The sequence below is a fragment of the Methyloceanibacter sp. genome (assembly GCF_051306395.1).
In the GTDB taxonomy this organism is placed as follows: Bacteria; Pseudomonadota; Alphaproteobacteria; order Rhizobiales; family Methyloligellaceae; genus Methyloceanibacter.
The window spans coordinates 1-18,475 of the sequence record NZ_JBPPND010000129.1; the positions used below are offsets into that span (position 1 = coordinate 1).

Sequence of the window (18,475 nt, forward strand, 5' to 3'; positions counted from 1 at the left end):
GCGCCATCGCTGGGCGTATGGCGGCACGCAGCTCATCAAGAAGCACTGGCGTGCCTTCCTGCCGGCCGGAAGCCAGCTTACCCCGCAACAGCGCACCCAGTTCTTATCAGGCTGGGTGACTTGGCTCGGGGCCGAAGCCGTCGGCGTGCTGATCGCGATCCTTAACTTGATATGGATGCCGCTCGTAGCCTTTCTCGGCATTGCTGTGCCGGAGTCGGTGCTGTTGCTGCCGGTGCTGGCCACCTTCGGTGTGATGCTTTGCCATTTCATGGTGCTGTACAAGACCTGCGTGCGAGCGCCGATCTTCACCTCGTTTGGCGCTGCTCTCTCGGCCATGGCATTGCAGCTGACAGTGGGGCGGGCCGTGGTGGAAGGCTTGATCAAGGATGGGATACCCTTCGCACGCACGGCTAAAGGCGTGGGCAGCTGGTCCGCGAGCTTCCCGGCATTTTGGGAGGCGATACTTGGATCGCTCCTCCTGATCGGCTCGCTCACGCTTCATCTCACCAACGAGCAGCACGTTTTCGAGATCTCGGTATTCAGTGTTGTACTGCTGGTGCAGAGCCTGCCTTTTGTGGCGGCGGTGGCAATCGCGCTGCTTGAGCGCTCGTCGCTGAACCGATTTGCTACCTGGCGCCGGTTGGCGTCGCGGTCCACCTATGTCATGCGCTTCCCGCGCGGCCCGCGTCCCCGGCTTGTTCACCGTTGATCTGTGATCTCCTTCGCCGAGGGGGCTCCTCGGCGATATGCATGCCGTCACTCTACGCGCGGGCTTTGTCCACCGCGTAGGATCGTGTTGCCCTGATAGAGCGTGCGTTGGTCGATGGCAGCGGGCTCAAGCCAGTCTGCCTCACGCATCTGGCCGCTCTGGCCGTAAACGGCGAGCGCGTTGCCATAGGTGACTTTGCGGATGTCGCCGCGGAGAAGGACGTATAACGATAAAAGGGGAATCATCAAGGCAGCGATGGCATATACGCTGCGCCCAGCTTGGGCTTGCGCCGGATTTCCTAAAGAGGGAAAACCGCGTCCCTGAATGTCGGAGGCGATACCTCAAGCCTGTATCGTCTGCCTGAAGATGGAATCACGTATCCCATGAAGCGAAAGGTTCTCATCATCGGGATCGGCGCGGGCAACCCGGAGCACATCACGGTTCAGGCCGTGAATGCGCTCAATAAAGCAAGCGTGTTCTTCGTTCCCAGCAAGGGCGCCGAGAAGAGCGACCTAGCGGCGTTGCGGCGCAAGATCATCGAACGCTTCGTTGAGGGCGCGGACTACCGGGTCGTTGGCTTCGATAACCCGGTCCGTGACAGTTCCAACGAGAGTTATCGCAGCGGCGTTGCGGATTGGCACGACGCAGTAGAGAGCGTCTACGAGCAACTGATCGTAGGTGAGCTGGGTGAGGAGGAGTGCGGCGCCTTCCTCGCTTGGGGTGATCCCAGCCTCTATGACAGCATCCTTCGCATCTTGGATAAAATTCGCGCGAAGGGACGTCTCGATCTCGAATATGAGGTCGTTCCCGGCATCAGCAGTGTCCAAGCGCTGGCGGCGGCGCACAAGATTCCCATAAACCGCATCGGCGAGTCCATCGTGATCACAACCGGGCGCAAACTCGCTGAGGGCTTCCCAGACAATGCCGACAGCGTGGTCGTCATGCTCGACGGGCAAACAGCATTCAAGACCGTGGAGGAGGATGTCGAGATCTACTGGGGGGCCTATATCGGAACGGAGGACGAGATCCTCGTCTCGGGCAGATTGCGGGACGTTATCGAGGAGATCGAACGCGTAAGGCAGGAAGCGCGCGCGAGAAAAGGCTGGATCATGGACACCTATCTCTTGAGGAAGCCCGAGAGGCGCTAGAGCGAAATGGCCGTCGGTCTCGATGCGTCAAAGCAGCGGCCAAGGCGTATCGGCGACGATATACTGCGGATGAGTGAGACTGAGAAAAGGCTAGGGCATCGTTTGCGGAAATCTGATCACAGGACCTTTGAGCTCGGCGACGTTTTGCTTCAGAGCGGTCAAGTGCTGCGCGATGCCCGGCTTGCCTATGCGGCCTACGGCACGCTGAACAGCGCGACCGACAATGTGGTGCTTTTGCCGACATTTTATACCGGCACGCATATCCGCAACGAAGCTCTGTTCGGCACAGGCCGGGCCGTCGATCCGGCCCGTCACTTCATCGTGTCGGTGAACCTGTTCGGCAATGGGTATTCTTCCTCGCCAAGCAACACGGCGCCTCCGCAGGACGGCCCCTCCTTCCCGAACGTTACGCTGTTCGACAACGTCGCGTGCCAGTACCGGCTCCTGACCGAGCTTCTCGGCGTTCACCGCATCGCGCTGGTGCTCGGCTGGTCGATGGCGGCCATGCAAGCCTACCAATGGGCGGCGCAGTATCCCGAAATGGTCGGTGCCATCCTCCCCTATTGCGGCGCCGCACGATGCTCCGCATTAAACCACGCGTTTCTCGACGGACCTAAAGTCGCGCTGCAAGCCGACTGCGCCTGGAACGGCGGCGACTACGCCGCCCCGCCGGAAAAGGGGCTCCGGGCCTTTGGCCGCGTCTACGCCTCTTGGGCCTACTCCCACGACTTTTTCGCCGATGCGCTCTACCGCGAGATGGGTTTCGAGACCCTCGAGGCCCTCGTGCGCGATTGGGAAGAAGACCATCTACGCTGGGACGCCAACGATCTGATCGCCAAGATCTGGACTTGGCAGCACGGTGACATCAGCCGCAACGACATCTATGGCGGCGAGTTCCGCCAGGCCCTGCAAGCGATCACCGCGCGGGCCATCGTCATGCCGTGCCGGACCGATCTCTATTTCGTGCCGGAGGATAACGCGGCGGAGGTCGCGATGATGCGGCACGCCGAGTTGCGAGTGTTCGACTCGCCCTGGGGTCATTGCGCAGCGTCGCCCGGAAGATTGCCTGAGTTCGAAAAGGCCCTCGACGAGGCCGCGGCGGAACTGTTGAGGGCCTAGGTATGAAAGCACGCGGGCTATCCTCCTGCCCGCGCCGCGCCGGCAACTGTGCCATTCTCTTTCAAACGTCGGACGATGGGCGCAAAAAACGCTGCACGACAAAGCCCGGCAGCGCCGGCATCAGGAAAAGGCCGGGCCTTAAGTCATTCTTGGCGCTTTGCGGCCAAGCTGTTCCGCTCCTCACAGTGGAACGGGGCCTGCCATGATCAGATCCTATACGGAGCACGCGGCCAATGAGCGGACCTTCCTCGCCTGGCTTCGCACCGGCGTCGCGGTGATCGCCTTCGGCTTCCTGGTCGCGCGGTTCGATCTCTTCATTCTCACCATGGCCAACGCGGTATCCGTCCGCGGCGCCGGCCGGGACCGGCTCGAAGCCTTGTCCCACTCGTTCGGGAGAGGGGCCGGGGAGGCGCTCATCGTGGTCGGAATCGCCTTTATCCTGGTCGCGACCATCCGCTTCGCGCGGACGGGCGTCCTGCTCGACGACGCGAAGATCCACGCGCCCGGCATCGTCTTGGAGCTCAGCCTGTCGGTGATCCTCGCCGTTCTGCTGATCGCGGCGAGCATCCCGCTGATCCTGCCGCTGTTCTAGAAAAAGGGTATGAGCGCCGCTGGGCGATGCTTGCCGCGATCCACCTCTTTGGCGCAGAGGCGATGGCGGAAGTAGCAATCGCCATTGGAGAGGCCGGTGCTTTCCTGGGTCATCTCCGCCTTGGCGCCGAGACTGAAGCGGTATTCCATGGCCGCGTCCGGCGCCCACTTCGAGCAGGAGACGCGGACGACGCCTTTGTAGGCCTCGTCGCAGCGATTGCGGATGCGCAGCGTGTGGCCGTCCGGCGTGAGCAGAATGCGCAAGCATTGCGGGCGCGACTGGTCGCAAGCCGACCCGTCTTCTTGCGGCGTCTCGGCCAGAGCCGTGGCCCATTGCTCGGAGACTCTATCCGCGGTCTTGAGATGCGCGAGCACCTCCTCGGTTACGATCTCCGGCACCTCGAGCATCAGATCGTGTCCCGCCTCCACGGTGTGCAGGCGATAGGCGCCATCCATGTAGTTCACCGTCTCTGTCGCGGCGACACGGCCGAAGGCGCCGTCCTCGTGTCCCCATATAAATAAAGTCGGCGGCCGGACCTTGCCGACAGGGTCCAGCGAGCGGAACTCGAAGGCCCGGTACCAATTCAGCGCCGCATGCAGCGCGCCCGGCTCACCGAGTACACGCTCATATTCCTCGATCTGCCCGGGCGGATGGTCTTGCCACTTCAAATATCCGAGGAACTTTGCCTTGTTGAAGCCGAGCACGAGCTCCGGCAGCAATGGCAGCTGGTAGAACAGCATGTAGCTGCTGAGGCGCAGCTGCGAGTCGGGCTCGGCAAGCGCGTCGGCCAAGGCAGACGGATGCGGCATCGACAGCGACGTCAGGCTTAGGACCCGCTCCGGAAAGCGGTCCGCCACGGTCCAGGCGATGGCGCCGCCGAAGTCATGGCCGATGACGTGGAATCGCTCGAAGCCGGCGGCGTCGGCGATGGCCAGTACGTCCGTGGCGATCTTGGTCTTGGTGTAGTCGTTCTGCGCGGGCGGCCGCGCGCCGGGGCTATAGCCGCGCTGATCGTAGGCGATCGCGCGGTAGCCGGCCTTGCCGAGCTTATCGAGCAGCTCCTCCCACATGATCGAGGTCTCGGGGAAGCCATGCAGCAGGATCACGCCTTCGCCCTGCGGATTGCCGAAGCCGGCCACGCGGGCGCGGAACTCCATGCTGTTGGCCCTGATGCGCACCAGGCCGTCTTGCGTGCCGTCGAACAGGGGAAGCTGTTCCGTCATCTCGGCGTGGCAGTCCGGGCAGGCCGGCGCCAGCAGCAGCCGGTCGATGGCATAGGCCGCCGTCACGGGTAGCATGAAAACCGCCAGGACGAGCCAGAGCTGCTTGATACGTTTCATGGTGGGCTCTTCCCCCCGGAAGCCTTCTCGTCCCGCCCCTTCGGCTCCGAGCCCAGGGCATTCCGGCGAGTCATTATGGCTGCTGAGCCATACCAGAAAGTATACCGCCCCGCCATCTCGGGGGATGACCCTTGCGGATCGGCAGGTCGCCGAGCCATCTGAATAATCTCGAAAAAACCGGAATTGCGGGCAGGATCGCGGAAATTCGGCCACTAGGCCGGCACGAGCTCGCCTTCGATGGCGACCTCGAAGTTCTGGCCTTCCCAGGTGCCGCTCTCCGGCCAGAAAAAGGTGAAGGCGATGCTGTCGCCGGGCTTCAGGGTCTCGGTCGGCAGCTTGGCGACATGCAGCCCGAGCCCCGTATCCTCGGTCTCGATGTCGGCCACGTCCTGCCAGCCATTGGTGCCGTAATGCACGCGGGCCGGGGCCTTCATCGTCACATAAAGAGCGCGCCCTGGCGCGATGCGCTTCGGCCGGTAGCTCGGCCCCCAAATATCGTAGTCGATCTTGGGCCGGACCCCGCGATAGCGCGCCCAGGTGGCTTGCGGCCGGTCGACGGGGCGCCCGGCCGCTAGGCTGTGGCAGAGCTTGGCGAACTCCGCGTGGGCCCAGACAAGAGGCATGGCGGAGCCGCTCGGCTTGCCGGGCACGAGACCGTAAGCCGGGATAGGGTCCGTATCCCAGATCTGTTCGGGGATCAGGCCAAGCGGGCTCGACATCGCCATCATGGCCTCCACATAGGGCGTCACGTCTTCGCCGGCGCAGAGCGCATAGTGCCCGCGCTCTCCGGTCAGCAGCGGCCAGCCGCGCCCGCGGCCCGTGCCGTTGAAGCCGGTACCGTCGTCGTGCTCGCCGTATCCGTCATTATTATAGCGGTGCCACACCGGGCCCGACGGCGTCTCGGTCTTCAACAGGTGATCGATGACCTTGATGCTGTCGGCGATAGAGGGATCGTCGGCCGCGCGCAAGCCATAGCGCACGAGCTGCAGGCAGTCGGTCGAAACCTGGCCGCTCGCCGGCAGGTTGGGATTGTGGTCGAGGTTCTTGATCATCACTTGATCGGCGAAGGATTGTCTCTCGCCGGACGCATCGAGGGGCACGGTGCGAATGAAGTAACCGCTCACCTTCAATTCTTCTGCGAGCGGCGTCGCCTGCACGAAGGCCCAATCCTCGAGCTTCGCGTTCCAATAGTCGGCCACGCGCAGCGCATGCGCCTTCGCCGCGGCGTCGAGATATTCGGCGCCCTCCACCAGCGCGGCGATTGCGACGGCAAGCGTGAACATGTTGATGCCGGCGTCCTCTTCCCAACGGTCCTGGCACGTGGAGGGGCCGGAACTGGCGACAAAGCCAACGGCGCGCGTGATCATGTCCTTCACGGGAATGTTGTCGAGCGCTTCGTGCTCCTTCAAGAGCGATGCGAGCAGAATGGGAAACGCGGCTTCGTCGAGTTGAAGGCCCTGCCAAAACGGACGGCCGCCAAGCCATTGGTTCTGGAACCAGTGGCCGTCCTCGTGCTGGGTGGCGATGAGGTAGCGCAGCACGTCGCGGGCGTCGCGATAGGATTCCATGGCGATGAGCGCGCCCGCGGTCTCGACCAGGTCGCGCGGCCAGACGAGGTGATAGCCGCCGCGGCTCGTGCTCGCCTCGCCCCACGGCACCGAAAGGCTGGCGACGGCGGCGCCGCGATAGGTGCGGTCCTGGTGCACCTTCAGGACCGAGGCGGACAGAGCGAGCCGGTCGTCGATCTCACCGCCGAAAGCGGCACGGCGGCATTGGCCGAGCCATTCCTGCCAAGCCTGAGAATGGGCGGACCATTCCTCGTCGAAGTCGTCCAGCAGCGCGGATACGGAAAGCGTCGCGGCCGCTTCCTTTGTGGAGGAAAGCCCAAGCGCCAGCACGCCCAGCCTCGAGAGTTCGCCCATCAAGGACACGGCGCCGGGCCCCGCCTCGTCATACTCCCAGGTCATTCGGCCGTTGCGGTTGAAGTCCTGCCAGCCGTCGCTCACCGCGAGGCAGCCTACGGAGCGGCGGCCGAAGGCATCGGCGCCATCGTCGTCGACGGCCGAAAGCGCGAGCGCAAACGGTCCTTGCTCGGCCCACAAGACGCCGCGGCCGTCATGGGTCGCGACGGCGCCGATATTGTTCTCGGCATCCTCACCGAGCCGCGCGGCGAGCAGCACGTACGGCTTGAGGTCCGCGTCGCCCTCCAACGAATAGCGCACCAGCAGTGTGTCGCGGCGTTCGGACGGGCAGACCTCGAGCGTGAAGGTGAAACGGGGATGGCGGTGGATAATCTCGGCGGCCGGCACGCCCGGCGCGGGCAAGCTCACGGTGTAATTGTTCAGCCGCCGTAGCTCCACCCAGAAGCCTTTGTCGTCGGCGACGATGAAGCCGAGATCCTTGATCTGGGGAATGTCGATGCGCGGGTAGTAGACCTCGGTGACGATGCCCTGGGCGATGGTGAACCATAGCCGCGATGAGCCGAGGCTCGCGCCGACAACGTCCTTGCGGGCAGGGGCCCAGGTTGGCGTGCTGGGGCCGGAGGGTGCTTTCATGGGAGGTGCGGTCTCAACTCTGTGGCGATCTAACGCCCTTGGATCGTGATCGAACCGCCGGGGCCTGGCAACTGAGTTCTTCGTTAGCGTGATAAATCTGTGTACCGCTTGACTGACGGGTCAAGCGCGGATGTTGACCGACCGGTCACGAATCCATCACACTACGGCCGGGAGGAGACAAGTGGCTCGGCCGAGAGAATTCGATACGGATAAGGCGCTCGACCGCGCCATGGGCGTGTTCTGGTTGAAGGGCTACGAAGGCGCTTCTCTCCAGGACCTGCTCAAGGCGATGAAAATTGCGCGCGGTAGCCTTTACAAGGCCTTCGACGACAAACGCAGCATCTATCTCGCCGCTCTCGACCGTTACGACAGGACCGAAGTCGAGGAGGGGATTGCGTTCCTCTGCGACCCGGAGGCCGGCGACGGGCTCGCGCGCATACGCGACATGCTTGAGGACTCGAAGAACGATGCCACGCGTCGCGGTTGCTTCATGTGCAATGCCGCGATCGATCGGGCGCGCTTCGACCCAAAGGTCGAAGCCAAGGTCAAGGCCATGCTCCGGCGGCTTGAGGACGCCATCGGCGTGGCGCTCAAGCAGAGCAAAAGGGGCGCCCGGTGGTCGGCGAAACGCCGCGTGGCCACGGCCTCCTTCATCCTGAACACTTATATGGGCTTGCGCGTCCTGGCGCGCTCCGGCTATCCGCCGGATGACCTTCAAGCCATTATCGACGCCGCTTTGCGCGATCTCTAGAGCGTCGCGCGTGATGACGCGCGGCTCACGGTGTCGTGAGAAAATGTTAGGGACCGTTCAGTCTACAACTCACGCAGTCGTGAGAGTTTGTTAATTGAACGAGCGGTCCCAAACACGATATCTGGATGGTGTAAGGCGAAACCAACCCTCCCAAGGAGAATAGCTATGCTGAAGACCATTCTTATCACTGTTGCCCTCGTCACCGCTGGCGTTGCCCCCGTCGCTGCGGAAGGCTTCCCGAATCCCTACACGACGCATATGGATCGCTAGGTCGAAACAGAGGGTGGCCGTCTTATCCCCGCGGCCACCCTCACTCATTATGGACAATTGACTGGAGGGATCCTCTCATGACCAGGACCGATGCCGTTCTCTAAACACACTACGCATTACCGCACAGTCGAGATCGATGGCGTCGAGATTTTCTACCGCGAGGCCGGCCATCTGGACGCTCCTGCCGTCGTGCTACTGTACGTAGGCTGACGAGATCGTAAGCCTCATGCGCGACTTTCTTGGGCACCTGCCGGTCGGAAGCCCATCGATGGCCGCCTAACGGAGTGGCCGATAGAGTGGGGCGCTTCGTAGCCATCGACCGGGAGCTCCCTCATGCCACTCAATGCCCAGCAAGAAAGACTCTGCGCGGAGAACAAGACCGATTTCTCCGACCTCAAGGCCGTTACGTTCAACTGTTCGCTCAAGCGCAATCCGGAGGAGTCGCATACCCGCCTCCTGTTGTCGGTCGCCGAGGAGATCATGCGCAAGAACGGCGTGACCGTGGAGCACATCCACGGCCTGTCGCACCAAATCCCCTCAGGAGTCTATCCCGACATGACCGAGCACGGCGCCGACCGGGACGACTGGCCGAAGCTTTGGAAGACCATCGAGGCCGCGGACATCCTCATCGTCGCCACGCCCATCTGGCTCGGCGAGGAAAGCTCCGTCTGCCGGATTCTCATCGAGCGACTCTACGGCATGTCGGGCATGCTCAACGACAAGGGGCAAAGTCTCTATTACGGCAAGGTGGGCGGGGCGGTCATCACCGGCAACGAGGACGGCATTAAGCATTGCGCCATGAGCATCCTCTACGCGCTCCAGCATCTCGGCTACACGATTCCGCCCCAGGCCGATTGCGGCTGGATCGGCGAGGCGGGCCCCGGGGCGTCCTATGGCGACGCCTCGGAGGATGGGCCTGTCGGCGTCGACAACGACTTTACCCAGCGCAACACCACGATCATGACGTGGAACCTGATGCACCTGGCGCGCATCCTCAAAGACGCGGGCGGCTATTCCAGTCACGGGAATAATCGCAAGGCGTGGAAGGCCGGCTGCCGGTTCGACTACGAGAACCCGGAGCACCGCGCCTGAGCGCCTTGGAGCTCAATAAACCGAGTCGAACAGGTCGTAATAGGAGAGGTCGAGATAGCCGGCCTCGATGCCCCGATTCTGCGCATTCCACTGGGCGAACCAGTCATAGGTGGCCCAGAGGCGCGCGTCGTTGCGCAAGATGCCGTAGCGGTCACGCAAGGCGTTCCAGTCGGCGAGCGATCGGACGTCGCGCAAGCCGCGCAGGAAGTCGTTCGCCTGGCTCAGGTCCATCTCCATGAAGTAGTTGGGGAAGCCGCCGATCACGGTGGGATAGATGCTCATGGTGTAGAGGTGCGGCAGCGCCTGGCCGTCCTGGAACAGGATCGTGTCCTGGGAGGCATAGACCCGGTTGGCGATGAGCGAATAGACACGTGCCTTGTCGCCGTCGGTCAGCTTCAGCAGGATCACGCTCGGCAGGTAGCGCGGGAATTTGTAGGCGCGAGTCTGGGTCAGGAGCGAAGCCGCTTCAACCCAGCCGTCGAAGCTCTCGATCGGTGCGCTTAAGGATACGACCGGCTTCACGTGCGGGTTCAGGCGATCGGGCGGGCCGCTGACCGCTTCCCCCAAATGCGCCTGAATGTCGTCGACGAGGCTCAGCAAGGGTTCGCGCTTGTCGGTCTTAACTTGCGTGGGCTGTTCCTCGCCGGCGAAGGGCTCCAGGTCGAGCGCGATCTGGCCGATGCCTCGGGTCCAGTCCTCGCGGATCTTCTGGCGTTCGTCCTCGGGCAGGAGCAGCAGGAAGTTGTCCTCGAACTCCTGGCGCAGATAGTTGAAGAACACCAAGGTTTCGAGCTTCGGGATGTCGCCGGACCAATACTCGAAGCTGGCGACAGTGTCGTAGTAGATGCGCTCAAAGCCGCTATAGTTCATCAGCCATTGGGTGCGCGGGATGCCGCCCTGCCGGCCCTTCATCACCGAAACATTGCTTTCGTGGCGCAGCACCGTCAGCCAAGCGTTTGGATTTTTACGCTCGCCGTTCCAGATCGCATCGATCGTGTAGCCCTTCGGCCGGAGCTTCTGCAGCGCGGCGCCGTAGGCCGCCTCGTAGGCATCGTTGCCGAAGATTGACCGGTCCATGAAGGTGTTCCACGTCTCCAGCCCAAGTTTCGGATCGAGAACCGACACGTCGTCTTTGGGATCGACGAAGTACACCCAGAACTGGTCCTTGACCGCGAAGGTCGCCGTCTGGCCCAGGCACACCGGGCCATAGGTGATGCCGGAGACGATCAGTTCGGAATTCTCCAGAAGAAAGCGGTAGCGCGCTTCCGCCGGGATGGCCTGAAACACCAGGAAGGGATTGCCGATCCCCCAGGGAGCATCGAGCTTCGCCCGATCGTCCCACGTGGAGTCGAGGAACAGCTTTTTGAGGTGGTCGATGTCGGCGTGGCCGAGACGCCAGACGAAATGGTTCTTCTGCACGATGGGCGCGGTGATCTTCTTCAAGCGGTAATAGAAGCGGTCGACGCCGGCATAGGCGTAGGGGTCGGAGTAGGGCAGTGGCGCATCGATGATTTCGACCGGGGCCGGCGGGTTCGCGGCCGCATCGCCGGGCGGCGTTTTGGAACGCACCAGTTTGAAATAATCCCCCGGGCTCTCGTCCAGCACGATGGTCGCCAGGAATACATGGTCGAAGATGTAGCGCGCGACGAGCTGCGACCGCTTGTCGTCGGCGTTGAAGGAATCCTCCCACGCGAGAACCGCCGCCGGGTCGGTCACGGTATCCGCGGCCTGTTGCTCGACCTCCGTCGGGCCGGGCGACCCCGAAGCGACCCAGTCGCGCAGCGTCTGGAAGTCCTTGTCGTTCAGCGACGGCAGGCCGAACGGCATGCCCGCGGCGGGGTTCTGCTTCAGTTGGTTTCCGAGCGCTTCAGGTGTCGCAGGACATTGGTGGGCGTAGCGCTTGGCATAAAGCGGCATCAGCGCCTGGCGCGAGAAGCCCGGCTTGTTGTGCCGGGTGCCGGCCTCGATCATTTGGTAGAGCAGCGAGCGCTGGAGGTTCTGAAGCTCCGAGCCGCCGCGCGACAGCACGGGATAGAATCCGCGCTTGCGCCACTCGGCCGTGGTCTGCACCAGGTCCATGCCAGTGCGCGGGGAGGCCTCAAGGTGGCTCGCGTAAGGATTTTCGCCGAAGGCGCCGCGTTCGGCCGCGCGATAAGACGTGAGCTTGAGGTTGCAGGGTGAGCCCAGGCAGCCGTGACAGGCGACGCAACGCTTGTTGAAGATGGGTTGGATGTCGGCCGTATAGCTTGGAGCCGCCGTAGTCGCGTCCGGTCCGTCGCCTTTGACCGGCGGCTGCGCCGGGCCGGACGTGGCGAATGCAACAAGCAAGAGGATCACTGCGAGGCCTGCGCCGGCCGCCACCCCGGCCCAAGCCCGCGCTCGACCGGCCGGTTCGGGTCCAGAGCTTGGGTCGGACATCGGCGGCGCCGGCTAGTGCGCCGCCGGCGACGGAGCCGCGGGCTTTGCCGATTTCGCGGCGTCTTCCGCGTCGCAGCGCTGCTCGATCGGCTTTCCGTCACGGCCGAGATTGGAGGCGCTGTTGACGAGCGCCAGGTGCGAGAAAGCTTGTGGGAAGTTACCGCATAAGCGCTTGGCGGATGTGTCGTACTCCTCGCTGAGGAGGCCGACATCGTTCCGCAACGACAGCAGCTTCTCGAACAGCTTCACCGCATCATCCTTGCGGCCGAGCATCAGATAGGCATCGACCAGCCAGAAGCTACAGGCCAGGAACATGCCTTCGCCGGGGGGCAGGCCGTCGCTTGCCTTCGAGGTGTCGTAGCGCTGCACGAGGCCGTCCTTCATCAGCGTCTTCTCGATCTGCGCCACGGTGCCGGCCACGCGCGGATCATCGCCCGGCAAGAAACCGACGGCGGGGATCAGAAGCAGGCTCGCATCGACCTGCTTCGAGCCGTAGGAACGAACGAAACTGTTGAGCTCCTTGTCGAAGCCCTTCTCGCAGACTTCCTTATGGATGGTCTCCCTGATCTCTCGCCAGCCCTTGAGGGGACAGTCGAGCTTGAAGCGCTCCGCGCTCTTGATGGAGCGGTCGAAGGCGACCCAGGCCATGACCTTGGAATAGACGAAGTTCTCCGGCCCGCTGCGCACTTCCCAGATGCCTTCGTCGGGCTTCTGCCAGACCTCCTCGAGATGCTTGACCATCGCGAGCTGGAGCTCCCAGCCGGACTCTTCCGGCGCAAGACCGCCCTTGCGCGCCTGGTGTAGCGCGTCGAGCAACTCGCCGTAGACGTCGAGCTGCGTCTGCTGATGCGCGGCGTTCCCGACGCGCACGGGCGCGGACTTCTCGTAGCCGGGAAGCCATGGAAGCTCGACCTCGTAGAGCCTGCGCTCACCGGCGATGCCGTACATGATTTGCATCTGCTCGGGGCTGCCGGCGACCGCGCGCAATAGCCATTCGCGCCAGGCGCGCGCTTCGCCGAAATAGCCCGTGTTCATGAGTGCGAGCAGGGTGAGCGTCGCGTCACGCACCCAGCAATAGCGGTAGTCCCAGTTGCGCGGGCCGCCGAACTGCTCGGGGAGGGAGGTGGTCACCGCGGCGACCACGCCGCCGGTCGGCGCGTAGGTCATGGCCTTCAACGTGATCAGCGAGCGCTTGACGATCTCGGCATAGGGACCGGTCATATTGCAATCGGAGGCCCAATCCTTCCAAAACTTCTCGGTGTCATCGAGCAGACTTTCGACGTTGACCAGGGGAGGGTCAGGGACAAACGATTCCGCATATGACAGCGCGAAGGATTTGGTCTCGCCCGCCTTCACGGTGAACTCACCCTTGGTCCTGAAATTCTCGCCGCGCAGTTCGATGGTCGATTGGAGGACGAGCTTGTTGGGGCCGGCCACGGCGCGCAAACGCCCGTCCGGCAGCATGATGACCCAAGGCACTTGTTCGCCGTAGCCGAAGCGCACCACAAACTCGGTCTCGAACTCGACCGAGCCTTTCTCGCCGACCACGAGCCGGACGAGGTGCGGGTGCTTATCGCAGGGATACATAAAGTCTATGAGCGTGGCGGCGCCGGTCTCCGTCTCGAAGCGCGTCTCGAGAATGAGCGTGTCGGGGCGGTAGCGGCGCGTGACCTTGGCTTTTTCATCCACCGGCGCGATCAGCCAGCGGCCATTGTCGTGATCGCCGAGAATCGCCGCGAAGCAAGCCTCGGAATCGAAACGCGGGAGGCACATCCAGTTGATGGAGCCGTTTCGTCCGACGAGCGCCGCGGTCTCGCAGTCGCCGATCAGGGCATAGTCTTCGATGGGGAGCGTCATGACGGACCGGCTTAAAGACCGGGGCTGCTCTGCATGAGCCCGCCGTCGGCGATAATGGTCGTGGCCGTGAGGTAGCTCGCGCCGTCGCCGGCGAGGAACGCCACCACGCTGGCAATCTCGCCGGGCTGCGCCATGCGCCCGAGCGGAATGGCATCATCGAGCTTCTTGAGCTTGGCCGGATCGTCCATGGTGCTGGTGTTGATCGGCGTGGCGACGGCGCCCGGACCGACGCCCACGATCAATATGTTGTGCGGTGCAAGCTCGACGCCCGCGGTGCGTGTCAGCATCCGCATGCCGCCTTTGGACAGGCAGTAGGCCGTGTTGCCGGGCATCGGCCAGTCTTCGTGGACGGAGGTCACGTTGATGATGCGCCCGCCTTTGCCCTGCTTGATCATTTGCTGCGCCGCGAGCTGAGTGCCGAAGAAGGCGCTCTTGAGGTTGATGTTCATCACGGCGTCGTACTGATCCTCCGTGGTGTCGAGAACCGAGGTGCGCGTTTCGATGCCGGCATTGTTCACCATCACGTCCAGATGGCCGAACTTGCTGACCGCCGCGTCGACCAGCTGCTGGAGGTCGGCGATCTTGCTGACATCGGCGTCGACGCCGATGCACTTGTCGCCGAGACCCGCGACTTCGCGCTCCAGAGCTTCCGTCGCCTCGGGATGGGCCACGTAGTCGATGACGATATTGGCGCCTTGCTTGGCCAGCTCAAGGACGATCGCCTGGCCAATGCCGGTATTGCCGCCGGTCACGATGGCGACCTTGTTCTTCAAAGACATAAGCTGATCTCCATCGCGTGGACGATTTTCATATTCCACTAACGCTGCGAGCGTAACGACTCATGCTGACGGCCAAGAACGCCGGATAAGCCTAGACATAGGCGATAGCATCGGCAACCTTGCTATCGCCCTAACTTCGGCGATCCAATAAGCCTCAACAACGACACCAGGTCGTCACTTCCAGGGAGTTCATCATGGCGGCGCAGCATGACGTGATCGTTATCGGCAGCGGCGCGGGCGGCGGCAGCGTCGCTTACAAGCTGGCCAATGCCGGCAAGCGAGTTCTCCTGATCGAAAAGGGACCGTTCCTGCCGCGGGACCGTTCCACTCTCGAAGTTCGAGAGGTGTTCGTCGACGGTGTCTTCAAGAACCACCTAGTCTGGCTCGACAGCAAGGGGCACGATTTCGTGCCCGGCGAATTCTACAATGTGGGCGGCAAGACCAAATGGTACGGCGCGGCGCTGTTCCGCTTCCGGCCTGTCGAGTTCGAGGCGGACCCGGACTACGGTCTGCTCGGCTGGCCTTTCGGCTACGAGGAGCTGAAGCCGTATTACGACGAGGCCACGGACCTTCTGAGGATCACCACCTTCCAGAACGAGCCCCAGCTTCAAGCGCTGCTCGACAAGATCACCACCGCCGAGCCGAGCTGGAAGCTGCATCCGCTGCCGCTCGGCCTGTCGCACGACATCGTCAATCATCCCGAGGAGGCGAAACATTTCGACGGCTTCGCTTCGCCGTCGGGATTGAAGTCGGATTCCGAGCGCAACCTGATCGACCACATCCGCGACAAGCCGAATTTCACGCTTCTTGCCGGCACTCCCGTGGCCGAGCTCGTCGCGGCGCCGGGCGATCCGCGCACGATCATCGGCGTCGAATGCGACGACGGCTCGACCTACGAGGCGGATACGGTCGTGCTCGCCGCGGGCGCCATGACGTCGCCGCGCATTCTCGAAGATCATCTCGATGCGAGCGGGCTCACATTGCCGTGCGGCGATCTGGTCGGCGCAAATTTCAAGATGCACATCAATTCCGCGGTGCTCGGCTTCTCGCCCTTTACCGATCACGACGTGCTGCGCAAGACGGCGGTGCTCTACAACGACAAGTTCCCGCATTCCTCGATGCAGTGCCTGGGGTGGATCGACGGAGAGGTGCTTGCGACCCAAGCGCCGCCGGAGTTGCCGAACTTCATGGACAAGCTGCTGGGCAAACGGGCGATCGGCTTCTGGGCGACGACGGAGGATGCCTCCAGCCCGCAGAACCGCATCATCTCGGGCGGGCCGGGCGGCAAGCCCATCATGGATTACAGTCTCGACCGTATTCCGCACGCGGTGAAAGAGCACAAAGCCCTGATCGACGATTGGCTCGAGCGCCTGCTAGGCGCGGGGCTGGTCGGCTTCGACAAATATATGGGCATGGGCGGCACGGCCCACGCGCTCGGCAGCATGGTGACCGGCGACGACCCGAAGACCTCGGTGGTCGACCCCCACGGCAAGGTGCATGGCATGGAGAATCTCTATGTGGGCGACGGCAGCCCGCTGCCGCGCGCGAGCCGGGTCAACCCGTCGCTCACCATCTATGCCTGGGGCTTGCGCCTCGGCGATCACCTCGCGCTCAAGTAGGCCCAGTGCTCAAGTAGCGCGAAGCGCGGTAGCACAAACAAGGAGTGCTCAAGTAGCGCGAAGCGCGGTAGCACAAACAAAGAGCGCTCAAGTAGGGCGAAGCCCGGTAGCGCACATATAGAGCCCACATGCGCGTCAACTGGTAGCAGGCGAGCCCCTTTCCCTCTCGACGGCCAATCCGCAAGGATGCTAAAGCACGCCCCGGCTTGGGGGAGCGCGTAGGGGGAGTTCATGCAGGAATCTGCCGTCAACGAGCACGATGCGGAACGCGTCGGCCCCAGCTGGTATCTGAGCCGGGATGGCGAGCAGATCGGCCCCCTGACGGATCGCGAACTCTCCTTGTTCGCCGAAGGCGGCAATTTCAGGCCCGAAGACCTCCTATGGACCGCGGGGCTCGATGCCTGGAAGCCCGCCGGCGCCGTGTTCGGCCTCAAGCAAAAGAGCAACGGCGAGAGCGGCTCTGACCCGGCCCCCGCCGCCGATGCGCGCGAAGACGAGGGTGGCGAGACGGCGGACGAGTCCCCTGTCTTTTTGGCGCCCACAGCCGACGCCGATATGCCCGAGCCTGTCGAGGCAAACGGCCAGCCGGCCGACGCGATGTTCGATTTCGTGTCTTCGGAGGCGGAGACGCCCGAGGGGATCGAGCCAGACGTCATCGAGCCCGAGGGGATCGATCCAGAGATCATCGAGCCGGAGCGCGGAGACCTTCATGCGCTCGTCCAGGCGCTCAAGGGCGAGACGGCCCGGCCCAAGCCGGCCTTGAAGGAGCGGGCGGTCGCGGAGCTCAAGAAGTTCGCCGGCGCCTTTGTCTATCTCTGGGTGGTGTTCACGGTTCTCCTCCTGCACGAGTGGATCGTGCTGTCGGAGCACCATGTGGGCTTCGCCTTTTACGGGCTCGCCACGCTCAACGCGATCGCCTTGGGCAAGATCATGATCGTGGCCGAGCAGTTCCGCTTCGCCGAACGGCTCAAGGAAAAGCCGCTCGTCTATCCCATCGTCTACAAGACGGTGGCTTTCACCACGCTTCTGTTGGTCGCCTACGTTCTCGAGATGATGCTGTTCGGCTTGATCGGCGGGCATGGCTTCCTCGCCAGCGCGCCGGCGCTCGGCGGCAGCCTTCTCGGCACGGCGGCGCTGTGGCTGATCTTCTGCGTGGCGCTCATGCCATACTTCGCGTTCAAGGAATTCGAGCGTGCGGTGGGCCCCGATATGCTCCGCAAGCTGCTGCTCGGGCGGCGCTAGACCCAGCCGGACTAGCGGGAGAGCACGTCCTCCAGAGACTTGCCGTGCTTGGCGCCAAGAGGTCCGTCGCCGTCAAGCGCTGCGCGCCTCGACAACGAGCGCTCATCCCGGCTTGCGCTCAAGCAGCGCAGCGGTAGCGCATGCAAATTTGACCAGCCGGGATCCAGCCCTTTCCAATTAGATGCGTCATGCCCGGACTTGATCCGGGCATCCACGCCGCTATGGCTCAGCAAGCGGTGACGCCAGTGGAATGGATTGCCGGGTCAAGCCCGGCAATGACGAAAGAGGCAAGAGATGCGGATGGAAAAGAGTCGCCTGGGGCCGACAGAAGTCGACGCGCGTGTCTTCCGGCCGCCGGCATATTCTGCGACCATGGCCTTAGCTGATTCACATGCTCTGCTGCCGGCGGGCCTTATCTCAGGTCCGCGCGGGGCGCCGAACCGGACGAAGGGATGTCTTGATGCCGATCATCATTATCTTGCTGCTCGCCGCCATGGTGGCCACGTTCGGATTCTGGGCCACGCTCAAGGGCATTCTCGGCGCCATCGGCGTGATCATCTTGCTGTGCCTGCTCGGGGTGCTGACCCTGTCGTTCCTGGCCGCCTGGATCCTCAGGCGCTAGCGCCGCAAGCGCTAGGTTACACGTTCGGCCGCGCTCTAGTCGGCGCCGCGCGCGCCGGTGATCGTGAAATCCGCCTCTTGAAACTGATATTTCTGGACGACGCTGCCCGTGGCCGCGAGCGCCCTGAGGCACGCTTCATGCGCTGCTTGGCGCTCGGCGCCGCTGAGCGTCTCGCCCGCATCGACGCGCTCCGCCGTGACGAGGCACAGCGAGGCATCATCCTGAGCGAAGAGCGTTTGGGGCAGGCTTGCCAGCCCGAGTGCGATGACGGCGGAGCGGCCAAGAGTGCGGATCAGTCCGGTGCGGATCAGCATGGCGCGGGGCGGCATGGTCTACTCCGCCGCGAGCCTCACATATTGGCC

15 protein-coding genes and 2 pseudogenes are annotated in these 18,475 nt (G+C 63.4%); 10 read left to right on the forward strand and 7 right to left on the reverse strand.

Annotated features, from left to right (window positions below):
• Positions 1–709: pseudogene (locus tag ACSLE4_RS06850) on the forward strand (glycosyl transferase family 2); the annotation flags it as partial.
• 47 nt (positions 710–756) lie between these two features.
• Here the strand turns inward: ACSLE4_RS06850 and ACSLE4_RS06855 are convergent.
• The gene (locus tag ACSLE4_RS06855; protein WP_435903733.1) at positions 757–954 is read right to left on the reverse strand and encodes a hypothetical protein; all 198 of its coding nucleotides are present in this window, start codon (positions 952–954) and stop codon (positions 757–759) included.
• Positions 955–1,092: 138 nt separating this feature from the next.
• Here ACSLE4_RS06855 and cobF point away from each other — a divergent pair, with 138 nt between their 5' ends.
• From cobF to ACSLE4_RS06870, 3 genes are all read left to right on the forward strand, one after another.
• Entirely contained in the window at positions 1,093–1,857 is a 765-nt protein-coding gene (gene cobF, locus ACSLE4_RS06860) for a precorrin-6A synthase (deacetylating) (protein WP_435903734.1), read from the forward strand.
• A 69-nt stretch (positions 1,858–1,926) separates the two neighbouring features.
• Positions 1,927–2,976: an alpha/beta fold hydrolase gene (locus ACSLE4_RS06865; protein WP_435903735.1), complete on the forward strand. Its 1,050-nt coding sequence runs from the start codon at positions 1,927–1,929 to the stop codon at positions 2,974–2,976.
• 202 nt (positions 2,977–3,178) lie between these two features.
• Positions 3,179–3,568, forward strand: coding sequence for a YidH family protein (locus ACSLE4_RS06870; protein WP_435903736.1), 390 nt, complete (start codon positions 3,179–3,181; stop codon positions 3,566–3,568).
• On the opposite strand, the gene ACSLE4_RS06875 is transcribed toward ACSLE4_RS06870, so the two are convergent.
• Positions 3,565–4,908, reverse strand: a complete 1,344-nt coding sequence (locus ACSLE4_RS06875; RefSeq protein WP_435903737.1) for an alpha/beta fold hydrolase — start codon at positions 4,906–4,908, stop codon at positions 3,565–3,567. The genes ACSLE4_RS06870 and ACSLE4_RS06875 overlap by 4 nt on opposite strands.
• A gap of 212 nt (positions 4,909–5,120) precedes the next feature.
• Positions 5,121–7,463 carry a glycoside hydrolase family 15 protein gene (locus tag ACSLE4_RS06880; RefSeq protein WP_435903738.1) on the reverse strand — a complete coding sequence of 781 codons (2,343 nt, stop codon included), beginning with the start codon at positions 7,461–7,463 and terminating at the stop codon, positions 5,121–5,123.
• Positions 7,464–7,644: 181 nt separating this feature from the next.
• Between ACSLE4_RS06880 and ACSLE4_RS06885 the strand changes: the two genes are divergently transcribed.
• Together ACSLE4_RS06885 and ACSLE4_RS06890 are read left to right on the forward strand one after the other, a co-directional pair.
• The gene (locus tag ACSLE4_RS06885; protein ID WP_435903739.1) at positions 7,645–8,214 is read left to right on the forward strand and encodes a TetR/AcrR family transcriptional regulator; all 570 of its coding nucleotides are present in this window, start codon (positions 7,645–7,647) and stop codon (positions 8,212–8,214) included.
• A 603-nt stretch (positions 8,215–8,817) separates the two neighbouring features.
• Positions 8,818–9,576 (forward strand): flavodoxin family protein, encoded by a 759-nt coding sequence (locus ACSLE4_RS06890; RefSeq protein ID WP_435903740.1) that lies wholly within the window; start codon positions 8,818–8,820, stop codon positions 9,574–9,576.
• Between the two features lie 12 nt (positions 9,577–9,588).
• Here the strand turns inward: ACSLE4_RS06890 and ACSLE4_RS06895 are convergent, their stop codons facing one another.
• From ACSLE4_RS06895 to ACSLE4_RS06905, 3 genes are all read right to left on the reverse strand, one after another.
• Positions 9,589–11,913, reverse strand: a complete 2,325-nt coding sequence (locus ACSLE4_RS06895; RefSeq protein WP_435903741.1) for a fatty acid cis/trans isomerase — start codon at positions 11,911–11,913, stop codon at positions 9,589–9,591.
• Positions 11,914–12,006: 93 nt separating this feature from the next.
• Positions 12,007–13,851 (reverse strand): glycoside hydrolase family 15 protein, encoded by a 1,845-nt coding sequence (locus tag ACSLE4_RS06900; RefSeq protein ID WP_435903742.1) that lies wholly within the window; start codon positions 13,849–13,851, stop codon positions 12,007–12,009.
• An 11-nt stretch (positions 13,852–13,862) separates the two neighbouring features.
• Positions 13,863–14,630, reverse strand: a complete 768-nt coding sequence (locus tag ACSLE4_RS06905) for an SDR family NAD(P)-dependent oxidoreductase (protein WP_435903743.1) — start codon at positions 14,628–14,630, stop codon at positions 13,863–13,865.
• A gap of 37 nt (positions 14,631–14,667) precedes the next feature.
• On the opposite strand from ACSLE4_RS06905, the pseudogene ACSLE4_RS06910 reads away from it, so the two are divergent.
• From ACSLE4_RS06910 to ACSLE4_RS06925, 4 genes and pseudogenes are all read left to right on the forward strand, one after another.
• Positions 14,668–14,781: pseudogene (locus tag ACSLE4_RS06910) on the forward strand (hypothetical protein); the annotation flags it as partial.
• Positions 14,782–14,824: 43 nt separating this feature from the next.
• The gene (locus ACSLE4_RS06915; RefSeq protein ID WP_435903744.1) at positions 14,825–16,249 is read left to right on the forward strand and encodes a GMC oxidoreductase; all 1,425 of its coding nucleotides are present in this window, start codon (positions 14,825–14,827) and stop codon (positions 16,247–16,249) included.
• A 231-nt stretch (positions 16,250–16,480) separates the two neighbouring features.
• A complete protein-coding gene (locus ACSLE4_RS06920) occupies positions 16,481–17,491 on the forward strand; it encodes a DUF4339 domain-containing protein (RefSeq protein ID WP_435903745.1) in 1,011 nt (336 codons plus the stop codon).
• 460 nt (positions 17,492–17,951) lie between these two features.
• Positions 17,952–18,113: a hypothetical protein gene (locus tag ACSLE4_RS06925; RefSeq protein ID WP_435903746.1), complete on the forward strand. Its 162-nt coding sequence runs from the start codon at positions 17,952–17,954 to the stop codon at positions 18,111–18,113.
• A gap of 35 nt (positions 18,114–18,148) precedes the next feature.
• Here ACSLE4_RS06925 and ACSLE4_RS06930 read toward each other — a convergent pair whose 3' ends face one another.
• Positions 18,149–18,442, reverse strand: coding sequence for a hypothetical protein (locus ACSLE4_RS06930; RefSeq protein WP_435903747.1), 294 nt, complete (start codon positions 18,440–18,442; stop codon positions 18,149–18,151).
• Between the last annotated feature and the right edge of the window lie 33 nt (positions 18,443–18,475).